The following is a 19578-nucleotide window of genomic DNA, read 5'->3' as shown; positions in this document are numbered from 1 at the left end:
ACCTCCCCCGACAACCCCACCAGGAGACAGCATGGACTTCGAATATTCGGCCAAGACCAAGGAACTGCAAAAGCGCGTCAAGGCGTTCATGGATGAAAACATCTACCCGGCAGAGGCCGAGTACAGCGCCGAACTTGCTGCGAACACCGCTGCCGGCAAGCGATGGACCGCCTTGAAGACCGTGGAGAAGGTCAAGGAGAAGGCCAAGGCCCAGGGCCTCTGGAACCTCTTCCTGCCGGTCGACAGCGCCTCGGCCTCGGGTTACGCGGGCGCTGGCCTCACGAATCAGGAATACGCGCCGCTGGCCGAAATCATGGGTGCGGTGCCATGGGCGAGCGAAGCCTTCAACTGCTCTGCGCCCGACACCGGGAACATGGAAACCATCGCCCGCTATGGCTCCGAGGAGATCAAGGCGCGCTGGCTCAAGCCGCTGCTCGAAGGCCAGATCCGCTCGGCCTTCGCGATGACCGAACCCGACGTGGCATCGAGCGACGCCACCAACATCTCGACCCGGATCGAACGCCAGGGCGACGAGTACGTGATCAACGGCCACAAGTGGTGGATTTCGGGCGCTGCCGATCCGCGCTGCGCCGTCTTCATCACCATGGGCAAGAGCGATCCGGACGCGCCACGCCACTCGCAGCAGAGCATGGTGATCGTGCCGGCCGATGCCAAGGGCATCCGCATCGTGCGTCCGCTCAACGTGATGGGCTACGACGACGCGCCGCACGGCCACGTCGAGATGTATTTCGAGAACGTGCGCGTGCCCGTCGACAACATCCTGCTGGGCGAAGGCCGCGGCTTCGAGATCGCCCAGGGCCGCCTTGGCCCGGGACGCATCCACCACTGCATGCGCCTGATCGGACTGGCCGAGCGCGCGCTCGAGCTGATGTGCAAGCGCGCCTCCTCGCGCGTCGCCTTCGGCAAGACCGTCGCCTCGCAGACCGTGACGCAGGAGCGCATCGCCGAAGCGCGCTGCAAGATCGACATGGCGCGCCTGCTCACGCTCAAGGCCGCCTGGCTGATGGACGTGGCCGGCAACAAGGTCGCCAAGAACGAGATCGCGATGATCAAGGTGGTCGCGCCGAGCATGGCCTGCCAGGTGATCGACTGGGCGATGCAGGTCCACGGCGGCGGCGGCATGTCCGATGACTTCCCGCTCGCCTACGCCTATGCCGGCGCGCGCACGCTGCGCTTCGCGGACGGCCCGGACGAAGTGCACCGCAATGCGATCGCGAAGTGGGAGCTGGGCAAGTACGCGCCCAGCAAGACCGACGCCGAGGCGCCCGTCACGCGCTTCTGATTCGTCGTCTTGCACCCTCTCCCCTCGGGGAGAGGGTTGGGTGAGGGCCGATGGCGATCAATTCGCCTCGGCCCTTTCCTTTTCAGAGCTTCTTCTGAAGAAAGACCGCGTGCCCGAAAGCCGGATCGAGCTGGGAGCCGGCGAAACCCTCGCGCTCATAGGAGCGCAGCGCCGATGCGTTGCCCGACAGCACTTCGAGCGTGAGCTTGCAGGCGCCCCGCCTCCGCGCCTCCTCCTCAACCCGCGCGAACATCTGCTGCGCCACGCGCTGGCCGCGATGACTGGGCAGCACGACCACGTCGTGCACGTTGACCAGCGGCTTGCAGGCGAAGGTCGAGAAGCCCTCGATGCAATTGATCAGGCCCACGGGCGTGTCGCCATCGAAGGCCAGCACGCTGAAGGCCTGCGGACGTGCCGCCAGCGCGGCCGGCAGGCCTTCGCGCACGGCGGCAGCCAGCGGCGTGCCGCCACCGGCCGGATCGCGGGCGTAGGCGTCGAGCAGCTCGACCAGCGCCGCGGCCTGCGCGGCATTGCCGTAGTCCGCGATCAGGGTCTCGACGCTCATTGCGCCGGCTCCAGCGTGGCAGCGAGGCGCTTTGCGCACGATTGCGACTGCGCCGCGTCGCGCGCCTCGACCATCACGCGAACCAGCGGCTCGGTGCCGCTCGCACGAATGAGCACGCGGCCCCCGTCGCCCAACTCGGCCTCGATGCGCTGGGTTTCGCTGGCCAGCGCCTTGTTGCTCTTCCAGTCCTGACCGGGCGCGAGGCGCACGTTGATCAGCGTCTGCGGGAACAGCGTGACGCCTTCGAGCAGCTGCGCCACCGTCTTGCCGCTGCGCACGCACGCCTGCAGCACCTGCAGCGCGCTCACGATGCCGTCGCCGGTGGTGTGCCGGTCGAGCGCGAGCAGATGGCCCGAGCCTTCGCCGCCAAGGATCCAGCCGCGTTTGTCGAGCTCTTCGAGCACGTAGCGGTCGCCGACCTTGGCGCGCACGAACTCGATGCCCTGGCGGCGCAGCGCGACTTCCACCGCCTTGTTGGTCATGAGCGTGCCGACCACGCCCACCGGTTTTTCGCCGCGCGCGATGCGCTCGGCCACCATCAGGTAGAGCAGTTCGTCGCCGTTGAAGAGACGGCCGCTGGCATCGACCAGTTGCAGGCGGTCGGCGTCGCCGTCGAGCGCGATGCCGTAGTCGGCCTTCTGCGCCGTCACCGCGGCGACCAGCGCTTCGGGGTGGGTCGCGCCGAAGCCCTTGTTGATGTTGAGCCCGTCGGGCGCACAGCCGATGCTTGTCACTTCGGCGCCCAGCTCGTGGAACACATTGGGCGCCACCTGGTAGGCGGCACCGTGCGCCGCATCGACCACGAGCTTCATGTCGCGCAGCGTGAGGTCGTTGGCGAAGGTGCTTTTGCAGAACTCGATGTAGCGGCCGGGCGCATCGTTCAGGCGGCGCGCCTTGCCGATGTCGGCGGAAGCGGCCCACACCGGCGCCTCTTCGAGTGCCGCCTCGACCGCCAGCTCCCAGGCATCGTCGAGCTTGGTGCCCTGCGCGCTGAAGAACTTGATGCCGTTGTCCGGAAAGGCGTTGTGGCTCGCGCTGATCACCACGCCCAGGCTGGCGCGCTGCGCCCGCGTGAGGTACGCCACACCCGGCGTGGGCAGCGGGCCCAGCAGCACCACGTCGACGCCGGCCGAGTTGAAGCCCGATTCGAGCGCCGATTCGAGCATGTAGCCGGAAATCCGGGTGTCCTTGCCGATCAGCACCGTGGGGCGCGACTGGCTCTTCTTGAGCACGCGGCCCACGGCGTGCGCGAGACGCAGCACGAAGTCGGGCGTGATGGGCGATTGGCCGACCGTGCCGCGGATGCCGTCGGTGCCGAAGTATTTGCGGGTCATGGGGTTTCCTCTTTTCTTTGTTGTGGTTGTTCTGACGCTTTCATCGCGCGCCATACGGCGAGGGCCGCCACCGTGTCGCGCACGTCGTGCACCCGCACCACGGCGGCGCCGCGGTCCACGGCCAGCACTGCCGCTGCAACGCTCGGCACGATGCGCTCGCCCGCGGCCTCGATGCCGGTGACCGCGCCGATCGACGACTTGCGCGACCAGCCCAGCAGCAACGGGTAGCCGGCGTCGAGCAGCTCTCGCTGCCGTCCCAGCAAGGCGAAATTCTGCGCAACGGTCTTGCCGAAGCCGACGCCTGGGTCCAGCGTGACGCGCGACGGATCGATCTGCAGCGCGCGAAGCTGCGCCACCTGCTCCGCCCAGAACGCCATCACTTCGGGGATCACGTCGCCCTGCATGGGCACGGCCTGCATCGTCTGCGGATCGCGGTGCATGTGCATCAGGCAGATGCCGCAAGAGGGATGCGCCGCGACGGCTTCGCGCGCGCCGGGCTGGCGCAGCGCCCAGATGTCGTTGACGATGTCCGCGCCCAGGTCGAGCACGGCGCGCATGATCTCGGGCTTGTAGGTGTCGATGGAGAGCGGCACGTTCAGCTTCACGGCCTCGCGCACCACGGGCAGCACGCGTGCCAATTCCGCATCGAGCGGCACGGCGGGGCTGCCGGGGCGGGTCGATTCACCGCCGATGTCGAGGATGTCGGCGCCCTCGTTCAGCAACTGCTCGCAATGCCGCAGCGCGGCTTCGGTGGAGGCATGCGCGCCGCCATCGGAAAAGGAATCGGGCGTGACGTTGACGATGCCCATCACGCGCGGCTGGGCGAGGTCAATCCTGAAGCGCGACGTCTGCCAGACCGCTCCTGCACCGGGCTCACCATGGAAAACGGGGCCAGAGGCCCCGTTGTTGCTTGGTATCAAGCCCACCTCAAGCGGCGGTCGGCGCCGGGTCGGTATTGACGGCCGGCGTGCCGCCACTGCCACCGCTGCCCGAAGGAGGAGTGCGCGGCGTCCAGTCCTTGGGCGGACGCGGTGCGCGGCCGGCCATGATGTCGTCGAGCTGTTCGCTGTCGATGGTTTCCCATTCGAGCAGCGCCTTGGCCATCGCGTGCATCTTGTCGCTGTTCTCTTCGATCAGGCGGCGCGCCAGGGCGTACTGCTCGTCGATGATGCGGCGCACTTCGCCGTCGACCTTTTCCATGGTCTGTTCGCTCATGTTCGTGGTCTTGGTGACCGAGCGGCCAAGGAACACTTCGCCTTCGTTCTCGGCGTAGACCATCGGGCCCAGCGCATCGGTCATGCCGTAGCGCGTGACCATGTCGCGGGCGATGGAGGTCGCACGCTCGAAGTCGTTGCTGGCGCCGGTGGTCATCTGGTGCATGAACACTTCTTCGGCGATGCGGCCACCGAACAGCATGCTGATCTGGTTGAGCATGTATTCGCGGTCGTAGCTGTAGCGGTCTTGCGCCGGCAGGCTCATGGTCACGCCCAAGGCGCGGCCGCGCGGAATGATCGTGACCTTGTGGACCGGGTCGCACTTGGGCAGCAGCTTGCCGATGAGGGCGTGGCCGGACTCGTGGTAAGCCGTGTTGCGGCGCTCTTCCTCGGGCATGACCATGCTCTTGCGCTCGGGACCCATGAAGATCTTGTCCTTGGCCTTCTCGAAGTCCTGCATCTCGACCACGCGCGCATTGCGGCGTGCAGCCATCAGGGCGGCTTCGTTGCAGAGGTTGGCCAGGTCGGCGCCGGACATGCCGGGCGTGCCGCGGGCGATCACGCTCGGGTTCACGTCCTGGCCCAGCGGGACCTTGCGCATGTGCACGCCGAGGATCTGCTCGCGGCCGCGGATGTCGGGTAGCGTCACGTACACCTGGCGGTCGAAACGGCCGGGGCGCAGCAGCGCGGCGTCCAGGATGTCCGGACGGTTGGTCGCAGCCACCACGATCACGCCGAGGTTGGTTTCGAAACCGTCCATCTCGACCAGCATCTGGTTCAGGGTTTGCTCGCGCTCGTCGTTGCCGCCGCCGAGACCGGCGCCGCGCTGACGGCCCACCGCATCGATTTCGTCGATGAAGATGATGCAGGGTGCATTTTTCTTGGCGTTCTCGAACATGTCGCGGACACGCGCAGCGCCCACGCCGACGAACATTTCAACGAAGTCGGAGCCGGAGATCGAGAAGAAGGGAACCTTGGCTTCGCCGGCGATCGACTTGGCCAAGAGGGTCTTGCCGGTGCCGGGAGGGCCGACCAGCAGCAGACCGCGCGGAATGCGGCCGCCAAGTTTCTGGAAGCGCTGCGGGTCCTTCAGGAAGTCGACGACTTCGCGGACTTCTTCCTTGGCCTCGTCGCAGCCAGCGACGTCGGCGAAGGTGACCGTGTTGTTGTTCTCGTCCATCATGCGGGCCTTGCTCTTGCCGAAGCTGAACGCCCCGCCCTTGCCGCCGCCCTGCATCTGTCGCATGAAGTAGATCCAGACGCCGATCAGGAGGAGCATGGGGCCCCAGCTCACCAAGAGCGTCATGAGGAGCGAGCCCTCTTCGCGCGGCTTGACGTCGAACTTGACGTTGTGGTCGATCAGGTCGCCCACGAGGCCGCGGTCAAGGACCGTCGCGGTCGTGCGGATCTTTCGGTCGTCGTTGGTGACGGCAATGATTTCGCCGCCGCCAGCGCCCTCAGGGATGACAGCGCTCTTGATCTGGTTGCTGCGGACCTGGTCGAGAAACTCGGAGTAGCTGACTGCGCCAGAGCCGACACCACCGCGGGTGTCGAACTGCTTGAACACAGTGAACAACACCATGGCAATGACGAGCCATACGGCAACTTTGGAAAACCACTGATTGTTCAAACGAAGCTCCAGTCGAAAGCGCGTGACGAGGATATGAAAAAACGCGCTATGGGTACGCAATTGCGCCCCATTTTAGGCTTTTCAAGCTGCGAAAAACGGGCATTTCCCTAAAGCAGCCATAGCCTGACAAGGGTTTGCGCCCCCTGACGCCCCTTGGCGGCAAGGTATCAATGCGTATCCAGGGTCTTCAAACCCATCCCGACAAGGAAGGTCTCTGCTGATTTGTCGCGCGAAGCCTTGGGCTTGAACGGCTTGACGGTGCGGAAATTGGCCTTGAACAGCTTGACCGACTCGTCGTAGCCGCCCCCATGGAAAAGCTTGGCCACCAGCGCCCCCTCGGGCTTGAGGTGGTGCTGGCCGAAGTCGACTGCCAGCTCGATCAGGTGCGCAATGCGGGCGCCGTCTGCCGAATGGATGCCCGACAGGTTGGGTGCCATGTCCGAGACCACCAAATCGGCCTTTCTGCCTGCCAGCACACCCAGCACCTGCTCCAGGAACTCCGCCTCGCGGAAGTCCCCCTGGAGGAAGGTAACGCCCTCGATGGGCTCCATGGCCAGCATGTCGAGCGCGATGATCGTGCCGTTCAGCGTTCCGACTGCCGCGCCTTCGGGCGACATGCGCCGCCGCAGATACTGGCTCCAGGCCCCCGGTGTGGAGCCCAGGTCGACCACCAACTGGCCCGGCTTGACCAGCCCCAGCGACTCGTCGATCTCCTTGAGCTTGTAGGCGGCGCGGGCGCGATACCCCTCCCGCGTGGCCAATTTCACGTACGGATCATTGATGTGATCGTGAAGCCAGGCTTTGTTGACTTTTTTGCTTTTTGCTTTGGTGTTCATCAGAAACCTCCGTGCTCCGCACTGCGGTATTCGCCTTGGGAACGGCCCGGCGGCTCGGGGGGTGCTTTCTACCCTCGATAATACGGGGATGCCCGCCATTCAACTTACCCCTGCCGAGCGCAAGGTGCACCGCGCCGAAGCTCACCACCTGGATCCGATCGTCATGGTCGGTGGAGACGGGCTCACCCCTGCCGTGAAAAAAGAAGCCGACGCCGCGCTCAAGGCCCATGGCCTGATCAAGGTCCGCGTCTTCTCGGACGATCGCCTTGCCCGCGACGCCATGCTGCGCGAACTCGCCGAAGAGCTCGATGCCGCCCCGATCCAGCACATCGGCAAGCTCCTGGTGCTGTGGCGCCCGAAGCCTGAAAAGGAGCGTGTGATCGATGAAGACCGCATGCCCGGCCCGCGCGACGTCAAGGTCCTGAAGTACAGCAAGCGCGGCGGCCAGCGCCCCGAAATCAAGACTCTGCGCGTGCTCGGCAACCAACGCCTCACCCCTGGCGGCACCATCAAGCGCGCCAAGGCCAAGCGGCCGCTGTCGGCCAAGAAGCGCAACCAGTCGGATTGAGCTGGGTGGCAGCGCAAGGCGCCCAGCGCCATATCCTCTGCATGAAATGGGGCACGAAATACGGCCCCGAATACGTCAACCGCCTCTACGCGATGGTCCGCCGCAACTTGAGCGGCGACTTCAAGTTCGTCTGCCTGACCGATGACGGCACGGGCATCCGCCCCGAGGTGACGTGCCTGCCGATTCCGCCGCTGAACCTGCAACTGGCCCCCGGCCAGCGCGACGGCGCCTGGAAAAAACTCACCACCTTCGAGCAGGACCTGCACGGCCTGCGCGGCACCGCCCTCTTCCTGGACGTCGACGTGGTCGTCGTGGGCAGCCTGGACGCCTTCTTCGAACAGCCTGGCGAGTTCCTGATCATTCACGACTACGCCCGCCCCTGGCGGCGCGAGCGGATCACCGGAAACTCTTCGGTCTACCGCTTCGAGCTGGGCGCGCATGCCGACGTGCTGGCGAATTTCCGCGCCAACATGGACAAGGTGCAGGCCGAACACCGCAACGAGCAGGCCTACCTGTCGGACTTCCTGCACAAGCAGGGCAAGCTTTGCTACTGGCCCGAGGCCTGGTGCCCGAGCTTCAAGTACCACGGCATCCCGACCTGGCCGACGAATTACTGGGAAGAGCCCTTCGTCCCCGAGGGCGCACGCATCATGATTTTTCATGGCGAGTGCAATCCGCCCGATGCGCTGGCGGGACGGCGCAATCGCGCGTTCCGCTACATCCGGCCCGCGAACTGGGTCGCGAAATTCTGGAAAGAGTGAGTGTGCAGATGGCGGCGAAAGCCGCCATCGCCGCTTTTCAGCGAGCGGGCCGAGCGCCCATCCGCCAGAGCAGCGCCAAGGTGCAGACCCATTGCACGACATACATGCCGCTGCCGACGGCGTGCCACAGCTTGAGATTGTCCCGCGCCAGGATGCGCGGCGCCACGGCGTACTGCTGGAGCAGCGCCAGCAGCAGGGCGCCGAGGACGATGCCAATGGACGTCATCGTGGCCGCGTCCATACGCTCATCGGCCTTGCTTCGGAAATGAATCAAGAGGATCAGGCCGCAGCCAATGGCGACCCAGCTCTGCGCTTCGAACAGTTGGCCGGCGAAATTGCCCGCGACCGCCGGATTGCCGAGCTTGGCGAACAGCATCGGCACCACCAGGAAACCGATCGTCGTGAGGCTGCCCCACCAGAAGGCGGCCAGCAGCAAAGCCAGGCGGTCTTTCATCGAAGAACCGGTCAGAGGTAGCGAACGGCCACGATCTCGTAGCGCTTCAGGCCACCCGGAGCCTGCACTTCGGCGGTGTCGCCCTCTTCCTTGCCGATCAGCGCGCGGGCGATCGGGCTGGAGATGTTGATGAGGCCCAGCTTCAGGTCGGCCTCGTCCTCGCCCACGATCTGGTACTTGACGGCTTCGCCCGACTCTTCTTCCTCGAGTTCCACGGTCGAGCCGAACACCACCTTGCCGCCGGCATCGAGCTCGGTCGGATCGATGATCTGCGCGGCCGAGAGCTTGCCCTCGACCTCCTGGATGCGGCCTTCGATGAAGCCCTGGCGGTCCTTGGCGACTTCGTACTCGGCGTTCTCGCTCAGGTCGCCCTGCGCGCGGGCTTCGGAAATCGCGTTGATGACCCAGGGGCGGTCGACAGTCTTGAGCTGGTGCAGCTCGGCGCGCAGCTTTTCGGCACCGCGCTTGGTGATTGGAATGGTGGCCATGTTTGGTTCTCCATAAAGCGAAACCGCCGAACGATGCCGTTCGGCGGTCGATTGGGGGGACAGATCAGACGAGATTGCGTCCGGTCAGCCGGCTCAGGATGGCGAGCGGGCTCGAGTCGGGATTGTATTGCTTCGAAGCGGCCAGATGAAGGGTCTGCTCGAGCATGTACTGGCCCGCCATCACGGCGTGCGAAGTCTGGTCGGAAAAGCAAACCCACACCGAGCCGGGCGGGAACTCGGCCTTCTCCTGCGGCGACGTTTCCTGGTACGACATGTCCGACTTCATGCCGTCGTGCAGCTGAAGCATCAGGTGGTCGTACTCGCTGCGGAACGACTTGGTCACGTGCAGCGCCTGCAACAGCTTCGCCTGCCAGCGCACGTACGGCTTGGCCCGCGGCAGGAAGCGCCTGGCGATGTCCTCGAACGGCTCGCCCACGCGCCACACGCGCGGCGCGCCCTCGGGATTGACGTTGGTGAACACACGCAGGATGCGCTCGCCGTAATTGGGCCGCGAAGGAAACGCATCGACGTGCAGCCGACGGTCGTCAGCACGCCACGACTGCACGCGCGTCTCGACCTGCGCCGGCCGGTAGCTCGTGGGCGCCAGCCGCAGGGCCGGCGTGTAGTGCGGCAATAGGCCGTGGATCAATTGCTGCGCCTGCGCACGAAACCGCCCCACCATCGCCGCCGCCGTGCGCTGCACTGCCTCGTCCCCGACGGCGCCCTTGAGCTTGCCGTTGGCATCGAGACTGATGTTCCGCACGTCCGGCGACAGCAGGCTCGGCGTGAGCAGGCTGCGCTCTTCGGGCAACAGCTCGAAGCCCAGGCGCGGAAAGTACAGCACCTTGCCCGCTTCCAGCTCCGCGATCCACGCCTCGTTGGGCGTGGCCGCGTTCCAGTCGTGGAGGTCGAGTTCGACGAGCTGCGTTTCCATGATGGCGTTCAGGCCGCGGCGAGCTGCGCGTGCATCTCCTGCACCGAGATCACGCCCAGTTCATCCATGAAGCCCATGCCTTCGACCGCGGCTTCGGCGCCGAAGATCGTGGTGAAGGTCGTCACGCGGGCCAGCAGCGCCGAGGTGCGGATCTGCCGCGAATCGGTGATCGCGTTGCGGCGCTCTTCCACCGTGTTGATGACCAGCGCGATCTCGTTGTTCTTGATCATGTCCACGATGTGCGGGCGGCCTTCGGTCACCTTGTTCACCGTAGCGCATTCGATGCCCGCGGCGGCGATGGCGGCGGCCGTGCCCTTGGTGGCGATCAGCTCGAAGCCCAGCTTGGCCAGGCCGCGTGCCACTTCGACGGCGCGCGCCTTGTCGTTGTTCTTCACCGAGATGAAGACCTTGCCCGACTTCGGCAGATGCGTGCCCGCGCCCAGCTGCGACTTCACGAAGGCCTCGCCGAAGGTCTTGCCCACGCCCATCACTTCGCCGGTCGACTTCATCTCGGGGCCGAGGATGGTGTCCACGCCCGGGAACTTGACGAACGGGAACACGGCTTCCTTCACGCTGAAGTACGGCGGCGTCACTTCCTTGGTCACGCCCTGCGACGCGAGCGACTGGCCGGCCATGCAGCGTGCAGCCACCTTGGCCAGCTGGATGCCGGTGGCCTTGCTCACGTAGGGCACGGTGCGCGACGCGCGCGGGTTCACTTCCAGCACGTAGATGACATCCTTGCCGTCCTTCTGCTGGATCGCGAACTGCACGTTCATGAGGCCCACCACGTTGAGGGCGGCCGCCATGGCGGCGCTCTGGCGCTTCAACTCGGCGATGGTGTCGGCGCTCAGGCTGTACGGCGGCAGCGAGCAGGCGGAGTCGCCCGAGTGCACGCCGGCCTGTTCGATGTGTTCCATCACGCCGCCGATCAGCGTGGCGCCTTCGCCGTCACGGATGCAGTCGACGTCGCACTCGACGGCGTCGTTCAGGAAGCGGTCGAGCAGCACCGGCGAGTCGTTGCTCACCTTGACCGCTTCGCGCATGTAGCGCTCGAGGTCGCGCTGCTCGTGGACGATTTCCATCGCACGGCCGCCGAGCACGTAGCTCGGACGCACCACCAGCGGATAGCCCAATGCCGCAGCCTTCTCGAGCGCTTCGGGTTCGGTGCGCGCGGTGGCGTTCGGCGGCTGGCGCAGGCCCAGCTCGTGCAGCAGCTTCTGGAAGCGCTCGCGGTCTTCCGCCGCGTCGATCATGTCGGGCGAGGTGCCGATGATCGGCACGCCGTTCGCTTCGAGGTCGAGCGCGAGCTTCAACGGCGTCTGGCCGCCGTACTGCACGATCACGCCGAGCGGCTTTTCCTTGTCGACGATTTCCAGCACGTCTTCGAGCGTGAGCGGCTCGAAGTACAGGCGGTCGGACGTGTCGTAGTCGGTCGACACGGTCTCGGGATTGCAGTTGACCATGATGGTCTCGTAGCCGTCCTCGCGCATCGCGAGCGCGGCGTGCACGCAGCAGTAGTCGAACTCGATGCCCTGGCCGATGCGGTTGGGACCGCCGCCGAGCACCATGATCTTCTTTTTGTCCGTCGGATCGGCTTCGCACTCGTCTTCGTAGGTCGAGTACATGTAGGCCGTGTTGGTCGCGAACTCGGCCGCGCAGGTGTCCACGCGCTTGTAGACCGGGCGCACGCCCAGGGCACGGCGCTTCTCGCGGATGGCCGTATCGGAGGTCTTGAGTTGCTTGGCGAGACGGCGGTCGGAGAAGCCCTTCTTCTTGAGCGCGAGCAGCGTGTCCTTGTCGATGTCGTCCAGCGACTTGGTTTCCAGTTCGAGCTCGATCTTCACGATCTCTTCGATCTGCACCAGGAACCACGGGTCGATCTTGGTCAGCGCAAACACTTCGTCGACGCTCAGGCCCATGGCGAAGGCGTCGCCCACGTACCAGATGCGCTCGGGTCCGGGCTCGCCCAGTTCTTTCTCGAGCACTTCGCGGTCCTGGGTCTTTTCGTTCAGGCCATCGACGCCCACTTCGAGGCCGCGCAGGGCCTTCTGGAACGATTCCTGGAACGTGCGGCCCATGGCCATCACTTCGCCCACCGACTTCATCTGCGTCGTGAGGCGCGAATCGGCCTGCGGGAATTTCTCGAACGCGAAACGCGGGATCTTGGTGACCACGTAGTCGATCGACGGCTCGAACGACGCGGGCGTGGCACCGCCGGTGATTTCATTGCGCAGCTCGTCGAGCGTGTAGCCCACGGCCAGCTTGGCCGCGACCTTGGCGATCGGGAAGCCGGTGGCCTTGGAGGCCAGCGCCGACGAACGCGAGACGCGCGGGTTCATCTCGATGACGACCATGCGGCCGTCCTTCGGGTTGATGGAGAACTGCACGTTCGAGCCGCCGGTGTCCACGCCGATCTCGCGCAGCACGGCCAGAGAGGCGTTGCGCAGGATCTGGTATTCCTTGTCGGAGAGCGTCTGTGCGGGCGCCACGGTGATCGAGTCGCCGGTGTGCACGCCCATCGGGTCGAGGTTTTCGATCGAGCAGACGATGATGCAGTTGTCGGCCTTGTCGCGCACGACCTCCATCTCGTACTCTTTCCAGCCGAGCAGGGATTCTTCGATCAGCAGCTCGTTCGTGGGCGAGGCTTCGATGCCGCGCTTGCAGATGGTCTCGAATTCGTCGGGGTTGTAGGCGATGCCGCCGCCCGTGCCGCCGAGCGTGAAGCTGGGGCGGATCACGGTCGGGAAGCCGAGCGTCTTCTGCACGGCCCAGGCTTCGTCCATCGAGTGGGCGATGCCCGAGCGGGCCGAACCGAGACCGATCTTGGTCATCGCGTCCTTGAACTTCAGGCGGTCCTCGGCCTTGTCGATGGCTTCGGGCGTGGCGCCGATGAGCTCGACCGGCTTGTTGGTGGACGCGCCCGTGTACTTGTCGAGCACGCCGTTGCGCCAGAGGTCCAGCGCGCAGTTCAGCGCGGTCTGTCCGCCCATGGTCGGCAGGATCGCGTCGGGGCGTTCCTTGGCGATGATCTTTTCAACCGTCTGCCAGGTGATGGGCTCGATGTAGGTGACGTCGGCCGTAGCCGGGTCGGTCATGATCGTCGCGGGGTTGCTGTTGATCAGGATGACCTTGTAGCCCTCTTCGCGCAGCGCCTTGCAGGCCTGCACGCCGGAGTAGTCGAACTCGCAGGCCTGGCCGATGATGATGGGGCCGGCGCCGATGATGAGGATCGATTTGAGGTCTGTGCGCTTAGGCATTCTTGCTCTCCGTCTTTTCCGTCTTGTTCTTTTCCATGAGTGCCGTGAAGCGATCGAACAGATAGCCGATGTCGTGCGGGCCCGGCGAGGCTTCCGGGTGGCCCTGGAAGCAGAACGCGGGCTTGTCGGTGCGCGCCAGGCCCTGCAACGTGTTGTCGAACAGGCTGATGTGCGTGGGACGCAGGTTGGCCGGCAGCGACTTCTCGTCCACCGCGAAGCCGTGGTTCTGGCTGGTGATGCTCACGCGGCCGTTGTCCAGGTCCTTCACCGGATGGTTCGCGCCGTGGTGGCCGAACTTCATCTTGAAGGTCTTGGCGCCCGAAGCCAGCGCCATGATCTGGTGGCCGAGGCAGATGCCGAAGGTGGGAATGCCGGTCTCGATCAGTTCCCGGACGGCGCTGATGGCGTAGTCACAGGGCTCCGGGTCACCGGGGCCGTTGGCCAGGAAGATGCCATCGGGCTTGAGCTTGAGCACGTCGGCCGCGGGCGTTTGCGCCGGGACCACGGTGATGCGCGCGCCGCGCTGGGCGATCATGCGCAGGATGTTCTTCTTCACACCGTAGTCGAAGGCCACGACGTGGAACTGCGGCGTGATCTGCACGCCGTAGCCTGCACCCAGCTTCCACTCGGTCTCGGTCCACTCGTAGGTCTGCTTGACCGACACCACCTTGGCCAAGTCCAGGCCCGCCATGCTTGGCGCGGCCTTGGCGGCGGCGATGGCCTTGTCGATCAGCGCCTGCGTCACGGCTTCGCCTTCGGCCAAGCCCAGGATGCAACCGTTCTGCGCGCCGTGGGTTCGCAGGTGGCGCGTGAGCTTGCGGGTGTCGATGTTGGCGATGGCCACCGTCTTGCCAGCCACGAGGTATTCGCTCAGCGTGGCGGTCTGGCGAAAGTTGGAGGCGACGAGGGGCAGGTCCTTGATGATCAGGCCCGCGGCATGGATCTTGTCAGCTTCGATGTCTTCCCCGTTGACGCCGTAGTTGCCGATGTGCGGATACGTGAGGGTCACGATCTGCTGGCAGTAGCTCGGGTCGGTGAGGATTTCCTGGTAACCGGTCATGGCGGTGTTGAACACCACTTCACCGGTCGTGGAGCCGCTGGCCCCGATCGAATTGCCTTGAAAGACCGTGCCGTCTGCGAGCGCCAGGATGGCGGGCGGGAAACTTCCCTTGAGAGACAAAAGCACTGGGTTCTCCGGATGGTTACGGTCGCCCGGAGCCCCAGGCGCGTTGCCTGCGGACTTGCTTCAAGGGGATTTTGGCGTTAAAGGCGGCCGGGCGACGCTATTGCGAGTAAGCCCCCGATTGTAGCCCGGACTGAGGGCCTATCCGGCCCGAAGGGCCGCTCCGCTTGCATGCAGGCAGATCGCGGCGGCCGCGGCCACGTTGAGCGACTCCTCGCCGCCGGGCTGGGCAATTCGGATGTGATGGGTCGCCCGGGCTTCCAGCGCGGGAGAAACGCCCTGCCCTTCGTGGCCCATCAGCCAAGCGCAGGGGTGCGGCAAGCGGGCCTCGTGCAGCCATTCGCCGCGGTGCGAACTGGTCGCGACCAAGGGGATCTGCAGCGCGCCCAACGCATCGGCTTCGACGCCTTCGATCAGCCGCAGCCCGAAATGGGCGCCCATGCCGGCGCGCAGCACCTTCGGCGCCCACAGCGCGGCGGTGCCCTTGAGGGCGATCACTTGGGTAAAGCCGAAAGCGGCCGCGCTGCGCAGGATGGAGCCGGCGTTGCCGGCATCCTGAAGTCGATCGAGCACCACGCTCGGGGCATCGGGGATCAACTCCGGCCGCGCCGGCTGGTCGAGCACGAAGCCCATTGGCGCTGGCGACTCCAGCCCGCTGACGCCGCGCAGCAGATCGTCGGCGACGACTACGGTTTTGATAGCACTCGCGCCCCATTCGGCTGGGGCAGTCGGCCAGAAGGACTCGGAGAACACCGCGATCGCCGGCCTGACGCCGCGCGCCAGCGCCGCCCGGCACAGGTGATCGCCTTCGAGCCAGATCCGCCCCAGCTTGCGGTAGGCACCCGGATCCTGGGCGAGCTTGCGCAGGTCCTTGAGCAACGGGTTGTCGCGCGAGCTGATGTGGCTCGCGCCGGTGTCGGTGGTCATTTGGGGAATCAGGGCGCGGCGCGCAGGTCGAGATGCACGGTTTCGACCGTTGCAACCACCATCGGCATCGGCGCTTGCGTTTCGATGACCAAAGGAACGCCGGTCGACGTCCGCGTCAGCGCCGCGGCCACGGGACTGAACGACCTGCGGTGATGCACGCAGGCGCCGTGCTTCTGCAGCGCTTCAAGGTGCTCCGGCGTGCCGTAGCCCTTGTGGCCCGCAAAACCGTAGTGCGGAAACTCGACATGCAACTGCTCGCAGAGCCGGTCGCGATGGACCTTGGCCAGGATCGAGGCGGCGGAAATCGCCTTGACGAGCGCGTCACCCTTGACCACGGCCTCGGCCAGCACGTCCAGCGTCGGCAGGCGGTTGCCGTCGACCAGCACCTTGGCGGGCTTGAGCCGCAGGCCCTCGACGGCGCGACGCATGGCGATCATCGTGGCCTGCAGGATGTTGTGGGTGTCGATCTCCTCGACGCTGGCCTGCGCGACGGAGCAACACAGGGCCTTGGCCAGGATCTGGTCGTGCAGGCGTTCGCGCTGCAGCGGGGTGAGGGTCTTGGAATCGGCCAGGCCACGGATCGGCCGCGTGTCGTCGAGGATCACCGCCGCGGCCACCACAGGCCCCGCCAGCGGGCCCCGGCCGGCCTCGTCCACGCCAGCGAGCAGACCTGGCGCGTCCCAGACCAAACGGGCCTGCTCAGCCTTCAAGAACTTTCTGGATCGCATCGGCGCAAAGTGTCGGCGTATCGCGCTGCAATTGCACGTGCAGCTCGGAAAATCTTTGTTGCAGGGCCCGGGTCTGGTCGGGCGCATCGAGCCAGGCCAGCGTGGCCTGGGCCAGCGCCTCGGGCGTGGCGGCTTCCTGCAGCAACTCGGGCACCACGAACTCGCGGCACAGGATGTTGGGCAATCCGACCCATGGCTGCAACTGCTTGCGCTGCATCAGGCGCCACGAGAGCCCGTTCATGTTGTACGCGATGACCATCGGCCGCTTGAAGAGCGCCGCTTCGAGGGTGGCAGTGCCGCTGGCGATCAGCGTGGCGTCGCAGGCGGCCAGCGCGGCGTGCGACTGGCCGTCGAGCAGCTTCACCCGGCCGGCCATGCCGCTGGCCTGGAGCAACGCGTCGACCTCTGCGCGCAGGCTGGAAATGATAGGCGCCACGAACTGGAGTTCGGGCCGGGACTTCTGCATCAGCGCGGCGGCTGCGAAGAATCGGGCGGCCAGGTAGCGGATTTCGGAGCGGCGGCTCCCGGGCAGCAAGGCGACGATCTGCGCGTCGGGCGCGAGGCCAAGCGCGGCGCGCGCCGCGGCGCGGTCGGGCGTCATGGGGATCACGTTGGCAATCGGGTGACCGACGTAGCTCGCGCCAACGCCCTGCTTCTCGAGCAGTTCGGGCTCGAACGGGAAGATGCACAGCACGTGGTCGGCCGCCGCCCGGATCTTCTCGATACGCTCCGGCCGCCAGGCCCAGATCGAGGGGCACACGAAGTGCACGGTCTTGATGCCCTGGCTGCGCAGGGCTGCCTCGAGGTCGAGGTTGAAATCGGGCGCATCGACGCCGATGAAGAGCTCGGGCCGCTCCTGCAGCAGCCGGGCCTTGAGCTGGCGGCGGATGCCGGCGATTTCGGCGTAGTGCCGCAGCACCTCGATGTAGCCGCGCACCGCGAGCTTTTCCTGCGGCCACCAGCTCTGGAAGCCATGCGCCAGCATGCGTGGACCGCCGATGCCGGCGGTCTGGAGGTCGGGCCAGCGAGCTTGCAAGCCGTCGAGTAGAAGCCCGGCGAGCAGGTCGCCGGACGCTTCGCCCGCGACCAGCGCGAAGCGTCGCTGTTCGGCTGTCTGCATCGGCGTCACGTCAACGCGCGATGCCGCGCGTCGAGCTGGCGAGGAAGTCTTCCATCAAGGCGACGTCTCCCGCCGCCTCGGGCATCTCGGCCGTCAGCGCGGCGATGCCGGCGCGTGCCTCTTCGAGCGTCTTGCCCTGGCGGTACAGCAGCTTGTGCATCTGCTTGACCGCGGCCATCCGCTGCGCGGAGAAATCGCGCCGGCGCAGACCCACGACATTGAAGCCGCGGACTGCCAGCGGATTGCCGTCGACCAGCATGAAGGGCGGCACGTCCTGCGAGACCGCGCTCGCGAAGCCGACCATGGCGTGCGCGCCGACCGAAACGAACTGGTGGATGCCGGTGAGCCCGCCGACCGTGACCCAGTCGGCCAGGTGCACATGGCCAGCGAGCGTCGTCTGGTTGGCTAGCGTGGTGTGGTTGTCGACATGGCAGTCGTGTGCGATGTGCGTGTACGCCATGATCCAGTTGTCGTTTCCTACGCTGGTCACACCTCCCGCCCCTGGCACGCCGAGGTTGAAGGTGCAGAACTCGCGAATGACGTTGCGGTCGCCGATGACCAGCTCGGTCGGCTCACCCGCGTATTTCTTGTCCTGCGGGATCGCGCCCAGCGACGAGAACTGAAAGATCCTATTGTCGCGCCCGATGGTCGTACGCCCCTCGATCACGCAGTGCGCGCCGATGGTGGTGCCCGCCCCGACGCGAACGTGCGGGCCGATGACGGTATAGGGGCCTACCGACACCGAGGCGTCGAGTTGTGCCTGGGGGTCGACGAGCGCTGTCGGATGAACCTGGGTCATGCCTTGCAAATGACGGAAGGCGGCCGAATCAGCTGATCTGGCGCATGGCGCACATCAGGGTCGCTTCGCATGCCAGTTCGCTGCCCACCAGCGCGCGGCCCTTGAACTTCGAGATGCCGGCTTTCATGCGTTCGATCTCCACTTCCAGCGTGAGCTGGTCACCCGGCTCCACGGGACGCTTGAAGCGCGCGCCATCGATGGCGGCGAAGTAGTAGACGGTGTTGTCGTCCGGCACGATGTCGAGAGAGTGGAACGACAGCAGCGCCGCAGCCTGCGCCATGGCTTCGAGCATCAGCACGCCTGGCATCACCGGACGGTGCGGGAAGTGACCGTTGAAGAACGGCTCGTTCATCGTCACGTTCTTGAGCGCCGTGATGCGCTTGCCCTTTTCCATGTCCAGCACGCGGTCCACCAGCAGGAACGGGTAGCGGTGGGGAAGCAGCTTGAGGATTTGATGGATATCGAGCGTCGTCGTCATGATTTTCTGGTCCTGCATCGTCATTTTTTCGGGGGAGCCTTCTCCAGCGCCTTCAGTCGTTCGCGCAGGCTGTGCAACTGCTTGAGCGTTGCCGCATTTTTTTCCCAGCTCGCATTGTCATCGATGGGGAACATGCCGGTGTACTGGCCGGACTTGTGAATCGATCGGGTCACGGTGGTCGCGGCGGACACATGCACGCCGTCGGCTACCGTCAAATGGCCCAGCACGATGGCGCCGCCGCCGAAGGTGCAGTTCGCGCCGATGGTGGCGCTGCCCGCCACACCGACGCAGCCCGCCATGGCGGTGTTCTTGCCAACGCGCACGTTGTGGCCGATCTGGATCAGGTTGTCGAGCTTCACGCCGTCTTCGATGACCGTGTCGTCGAGCGCGCCGCGGTCGATGCAGGTGTTGGCCCCGATCTCCACGTCATTGCCGATGCGCACTGCGCCCAGCTGTTCGATCTTGACCCAGGCACCCTGGTGCAAGGCGAGGCCGAAGCCGTCGGCCCCGATCACCACGCCCGGATGCAACAGGCAGCGATCGCCGATCGTGCAGTCTTCGCTGACAGTGACGCGCGACTTCAGGACGGTACCTGCACCAATGCGTGCCCCCCGCTCCACCACGCAGAGCGCGCCGATGCGCGCCGTGGCGTCGATGTGGGCTTCCGGATGGATCACGGCGGACGGATGGATGAGATCGGCTTCCGGGCGCGCATGGTGCGACTTCCAGAGCTGCGTCAGGCGCGCAAAGTAGAGGTAGGGATCGGGCGTGACGATGAAGGCGCCGCGCGCAGCGGCCGCCTCTTGCATGGCCGGCGACACGATCACGCAGGCGGCCTTCGAAGCAGCCAGTTCCTGCTGATATTTGGGATGGCTCAGGAAACTGAGCGCATCGGGCTGTGCATTCTGGAGCGGCGAGAGCCGCTCGATGGACAGCATGGCATCTCCATGAAGCTCGCCCCCCAGGGCGTCAACGATGGCTCCGAGCTGCAGCGACACG

General features: G+C 65.8%; 19 protein-coding genes. 3 read left to right on the top strand and 16 right to left on the bottom strand.

Annotation, left to right across the window (positions count from 1 at the left end):
• The first annotated feature begins 31 nt into the window (after positions 1-31).
• Complete coding sequence (locus RT97_RS07765; protein ID WP_042578210.1) at positions 32-1303, top strand: acyl-CoA dehydrogenase family protein; 1272 nt, start codon at positions 32-34, stop codon at positions 1301-1303.
• An 82-nt stretch (positions 1304-1385) separates the two neighbouring features.
• Here RT97_RS07765 and RT97_RS07760 read toward each other — a convergent pair whose 3' ends face one another.
• From RT97_RS07760 to RT97_RS07740, 5 genes are all read right to left on the bottom strand, one after another.
• Positions 1386-1868 (bottom strand): GNAT family N-acetyltransferase, encoded by a 483-nt coding sequence (locus tag RT97_RS07760; protein WP_042578209.1) that lies wholly within the window; start codon positions 1866-1868, stop codon positions 1386-1388.
• On the bottom strand, positions 1865-3202 hold the full coding sequence (gene glmM, locus RT97_RS07755) for a phosphoglucosamine mutase (protein WP_042578208.1): 1338 nt from the start codon (positions 3200-3202) through the stop codon (positions 1865-1867). Before glmM ends, RT97_RS07760 begins: the two co-directional genes overlap by 4 nt.
• Complete coding sequence (folP, locus tag RT97_RS07750; RefSeq protein ID WP_042578207.1) at positions 3199-4011, bottom strand: dihydropteroate synthase; 813 nt, start codon at positions 4009-4011, stop codon at positions 3199-3201. The genes glmM and folP overlap by 4 nt, the downstream gene beginning before the upstream one ends.
• A 118-nt stretch (positions 4012-4129) precedes the next feature.
• Complete coding sequence (gene ftsH / locus RT97_RS07745) at positions 4130-6046, bottom strand: ATP-dependent zinc metalloprotease FtsH (protein WP_042578206.1); 1917 nt, start codon at positions 6044-6046, stop codon at positions 4130-4132.
• A gap of 167 nt (positions 6047-6213) precedes the next feature.
• The gene (locus RT97_RS07740; protein WP_042578205.1) at positions 6214-6882 is read right to left on the bottom strand and encodes an RlmE family RNA methyltransferase; all 669 of its coding nucleotides are present in this window, start codon (positions 6880-6882) and stop codon (positions 6214-6216) included.
• 88 nt (positions 6883-6970) lie between these two features.
• On the opposite strand from RT97_RS07740, the gene RT97_RS07735 reads away from it, so the two are divergent.
• Both RT97_RS07735 and RT97_RS07730 read left to right on the top strand, forming a co-directional pair.
• Entirely contained in the window at positions 6971-7450 is a 480-nt protein-coding gene (locus RT97_RS07735; protein WP_042578204.1) for a YhbY family RNA-binding protein, read from the top strand.
• 41 nt (positions 7451-7491) lie between these two features.
• Positions 7492-8211, top strand: a complete 720-nt coding sequence (locus RT97_RS07730; protein ID WP_042578203.1) for a hypothetical protein — start codon at positions 7492-7494, stop codon at positions 8209-8211.
• Positions 8212-8248: 37 nt separating this feature from the next.
• Here the strand turns inward: RT97_RS07730 and RT97_RS07725 are convergent, their stop codons facing one another.
• The 11 genes from RT97_RS07725 to lpxD all read right to left on the bottom strand — a co-directional run bounded on the left by RT97_RS07725 (position 8249) and on the right by lpxD (position 19577).
• Positions 8249-8665 (bottom strand): DUF4149 domain-containing protein, encoded by a 417-nt coding sequence (locus RT97_RS07725; RefSeq protein ID WP_042578202.1) that lies wholly within the window; start codon positions 8663-8665, stop codon positions 8249-8251.
• 11 nt (positions 8666-8676) lie between these two features.
• A complete protein-coding gene (gene greA, locus RT97_RS07720) occupies positions 8677-9153 on the bottom strand; it encodes a transcription elongation factor GreA (RefSeq protein WP_042578201.1) in 477 nt (158 codons plus the stop codon).
• A gap of 64 nt (positions 9154-9217) precedes the next feature.
• A complete protein-coding gene (locus RT97_RS07715; RefSeq protein ID WP_042578200.1) occupies positions 9218-10087 on the bottom strand; it encodes a Kdo hydroxylase family protein in 870 nt (289 codons plus the stop codon).
• A gap of 8 nt (positions 10088-10095) precedes the next feature.
• Positions 10096-13344, bottom strand: a complete 3249-nt coding sequence (gene carB / locus RT97_RS07710; protein WP_042578199.1) for a carbamoyl-phosphate synthase large subunit — start codon at positions 13342-13344, stop codon at positions 10096-10098.
• Positions 13337-14530: a glutamine-hydrolyzing carbamoyl-phosphate synthase small subunit gene (gene carA, locus RT97_RS07705; RefSeq protein ID WP_042578198.1), complete on the bottom strand. Its 1194-nt coding sequence runs from the start codon at positions 14528-14530 to the stop codon at positions 13337-13339. The genes carB and carA overlap by 8 nt, the downstream gene beginning before the upstream one ends.
• Positions 14531-14668: 138 nt before the next feature.
• The gene (locus tag RT97_RS07700; RefSeq protein ID WP_042578197.1) at positions 14669-15454 is read right to left on the bottom strand and encodes a TrmH family RNA methyltransferase; all 786 of its coding nucleotides are present in this window, start codon (positions 15452-15454) and stop codon (positions 14669-14671) included.
• 8 nt (positions 15455-15462) lie between these two features.
• Positions 15463-16182, bottom strand: a complete 720-nt coding sequence (gene rnhB / locus RT97_RS07695; protein WP_042578254.1) for a ribonuclease HII — start codon at positions 16180-16182, stop codon at positions 15463-15465.
• The gene (gene lpxB, locus RT97_RS07690) at positions 16154-17302 is read right to left on the bottom strand and encodes a lipid-A-disaccharide synthase (protein WP_080898224.1); all 1149 of its coding nucleotides are present in this window, start codon (positions 17300-17302) and stop codon (positions 16154-16156) included. Before lpxB ends, rnhB begins: the two co-directional genes overlap by 29 nt.
• A 10-nt stretch (positions 17303-17312) precedes the next feature.
• Positions 17313-18101 carry an acyl-ACP--UDP-N-acetylglucosamine O-acyltransferase gene (gene lpxA, locus RT97_RS07685; protein ID WP_042578252.1) on the bottom strand — a complete coding sequence of 263 codons (789 nt, stop codon included), beginning with the start codon at positions 18099-18101 and terminating at the stop codon, positions 17313-17315.
• A gap of 28 nt (positions 18102-18129) precedes the next feature.
• Positions 18130-18597 carry a 3-hydroxyacyl-ACP dehydratase FabZ gene (gene fabZ, locus RT97_RS07680; RefSeq protein WP_253278177.1) on the bottom strand — a complete coding sequence of 156 codons (468 nt, stop codon included), beginning with the start codon at positions 18595-18597 and terminating at the stop codon, positions 18130-18132.
• A 2-nt stretch (positions 18598-18599) separates the two neighbouring features.
• The gene (gene lpxD, locus RT97_RS07675; RefSeq protein WP_042578196.1) at positions 18600-19577 is read right to left on the bottom strand and encodes a UDP-3-O-(3-hydroxymyristoyl)glucosamine N-acyltransferase; all 978 of its coding nucleotides are present in this window, start codon (positions 19575-19577) and stop codon (positions 18600-18602) included.
• Position 19578 lies beyond the last annotated feature (1 nt).

Source organism: Variovorax paradoxus, assembly GCF_000834655.1.
In the GTDB taxonomy this organism is placed as follows: domain Bacteria; phylum Pseudomonadota; class Gammaproteobacteria; order Burkholderiales; family Burkholderiaceae_C; genus Variovorax; species Variovorax paradoxus_F.
Note: the sequence above shows the minus strand (reverse complement) of the source record. Positions and strands in the feature narration are given on the sequence as shown.

What these genes read in the sequence shown, in the direction of transcription:
- RT97_RS07765 (WP_042578210.1), top strand. Translation starts at nt 32, where the DNA reads ATGGACTTCGAATATTCGGCCAAGACCAAGGAACTGCAAAAGCGCGTC.
- RT97_RS07760 (WP_042578209.1), bottom strand. Translation starts at nt 1,868, where the DNA reads ATGAGCGTCGAGACCCTGATCGCGGACTACGGCAATGCCGCGCAGGCC.
- glmM (WP_042578208.1), bottom strand. Translation starts at nt 3,202, where the DNA reads ATGACCCGCAAATACTTCGGCACCGACGGCATCCGCGGCACGGTCGGC.
- folP (WP_042578207.1), bottom strand. Translation starts at nt 4,011, where the DNA reads ATGGGCATCGTCAACGTCACGCCCGATTCCTTTTCCGATGGCGGCGCG.
- RT97_RS07740 (WP_042578205.1), bottom strand. Translation starts at nt 6,882, where the DNA reads ATGAACACCAAAGCAAAAAGCAAAAAAGTCAACAAAGCCTGGCTTCAC.
- RT97_RS07735 (WP_042578204.1), top strand. Translation starts at nt 6,971, where the DNA reads ATGCCCGCCATTCAACTTACCCCTGCCGAGCGCAAGGTGCACCGCGCC.
- RT97_RS07730 (WP_042578203.1), top strand. Translation starts at nt 7,492, where the DNA reads ATGAAATGGGGCACGAAATACGGCCCCGAATACGTCAACCGCCTCTAC.
- RT97_RS07725 (WP_042578202.1), bottom strand. Translation starts at nt 8,665, where the DNA reads ATGAAAGACCGCCTGGCTTTGCTGCTGGCCGCCTTCTGGTGGGGCAGC.
- greA (WP_042578201.1), bottom strand. Translation starts at nt 9,153, where the DNA reads ATGGCCACCATTCCAATCACCAAGCGCGGTGCCGAAAAGCTGCGCGCC.
- RT97_RS07715 (WP_042578200.1), bottom strand. Translation starts at nt 10,087, where the DNA reads ATGGAAACGCAGCTCGTCGAACTCGACCTCCACGACTGGAACGCGGCC.
- carB (WP_042578199.1), bottom strand. Translation starts at nt 13,344, where the DNA reads ATGCCTAAGCGCACAGACCTCAAATCGATCCTCATCATCGGCGCCGGC.
- RT97_RS07700 (WP_042578197.1), bottom strand. Translation starts at nt 15,454, where the DNA reads ATGACCACCGACACCGGCGCGAGCCACATCAGCTCGCGCGACAACCCG.
- rnhB (WP_042578254.1), bottom strand. Translation starts at nt 16,182, where the DNA reads ATGCGATCCAGAAAGTTCTTGAAGGCTGAGCAGGCCCGTTTGGTCTGG.
- lpxB (WP_080898224.1), bottom strand. Translation starts at nt 17,302, where the DNA reads ATGCAGACAGCCGAACAGCGACGCTTCGCGCTGGTCGCGGGCGAAGCG.
- lpxA (WP_042578252.1), bottom strand. Translation starts at nt 18,101, where the DNA reads ATGACCCAGGTTCATCCGACAGCGCTCGTCGACCCCCAGGCACAACTC.
- fabZ (WP_253278177.1), bottom strand. Translation starts at nt 18,597, where the DNA reads ATGCAGGACCAGAAAATCATGACGACGACGCTCGATATCCATCAAATC.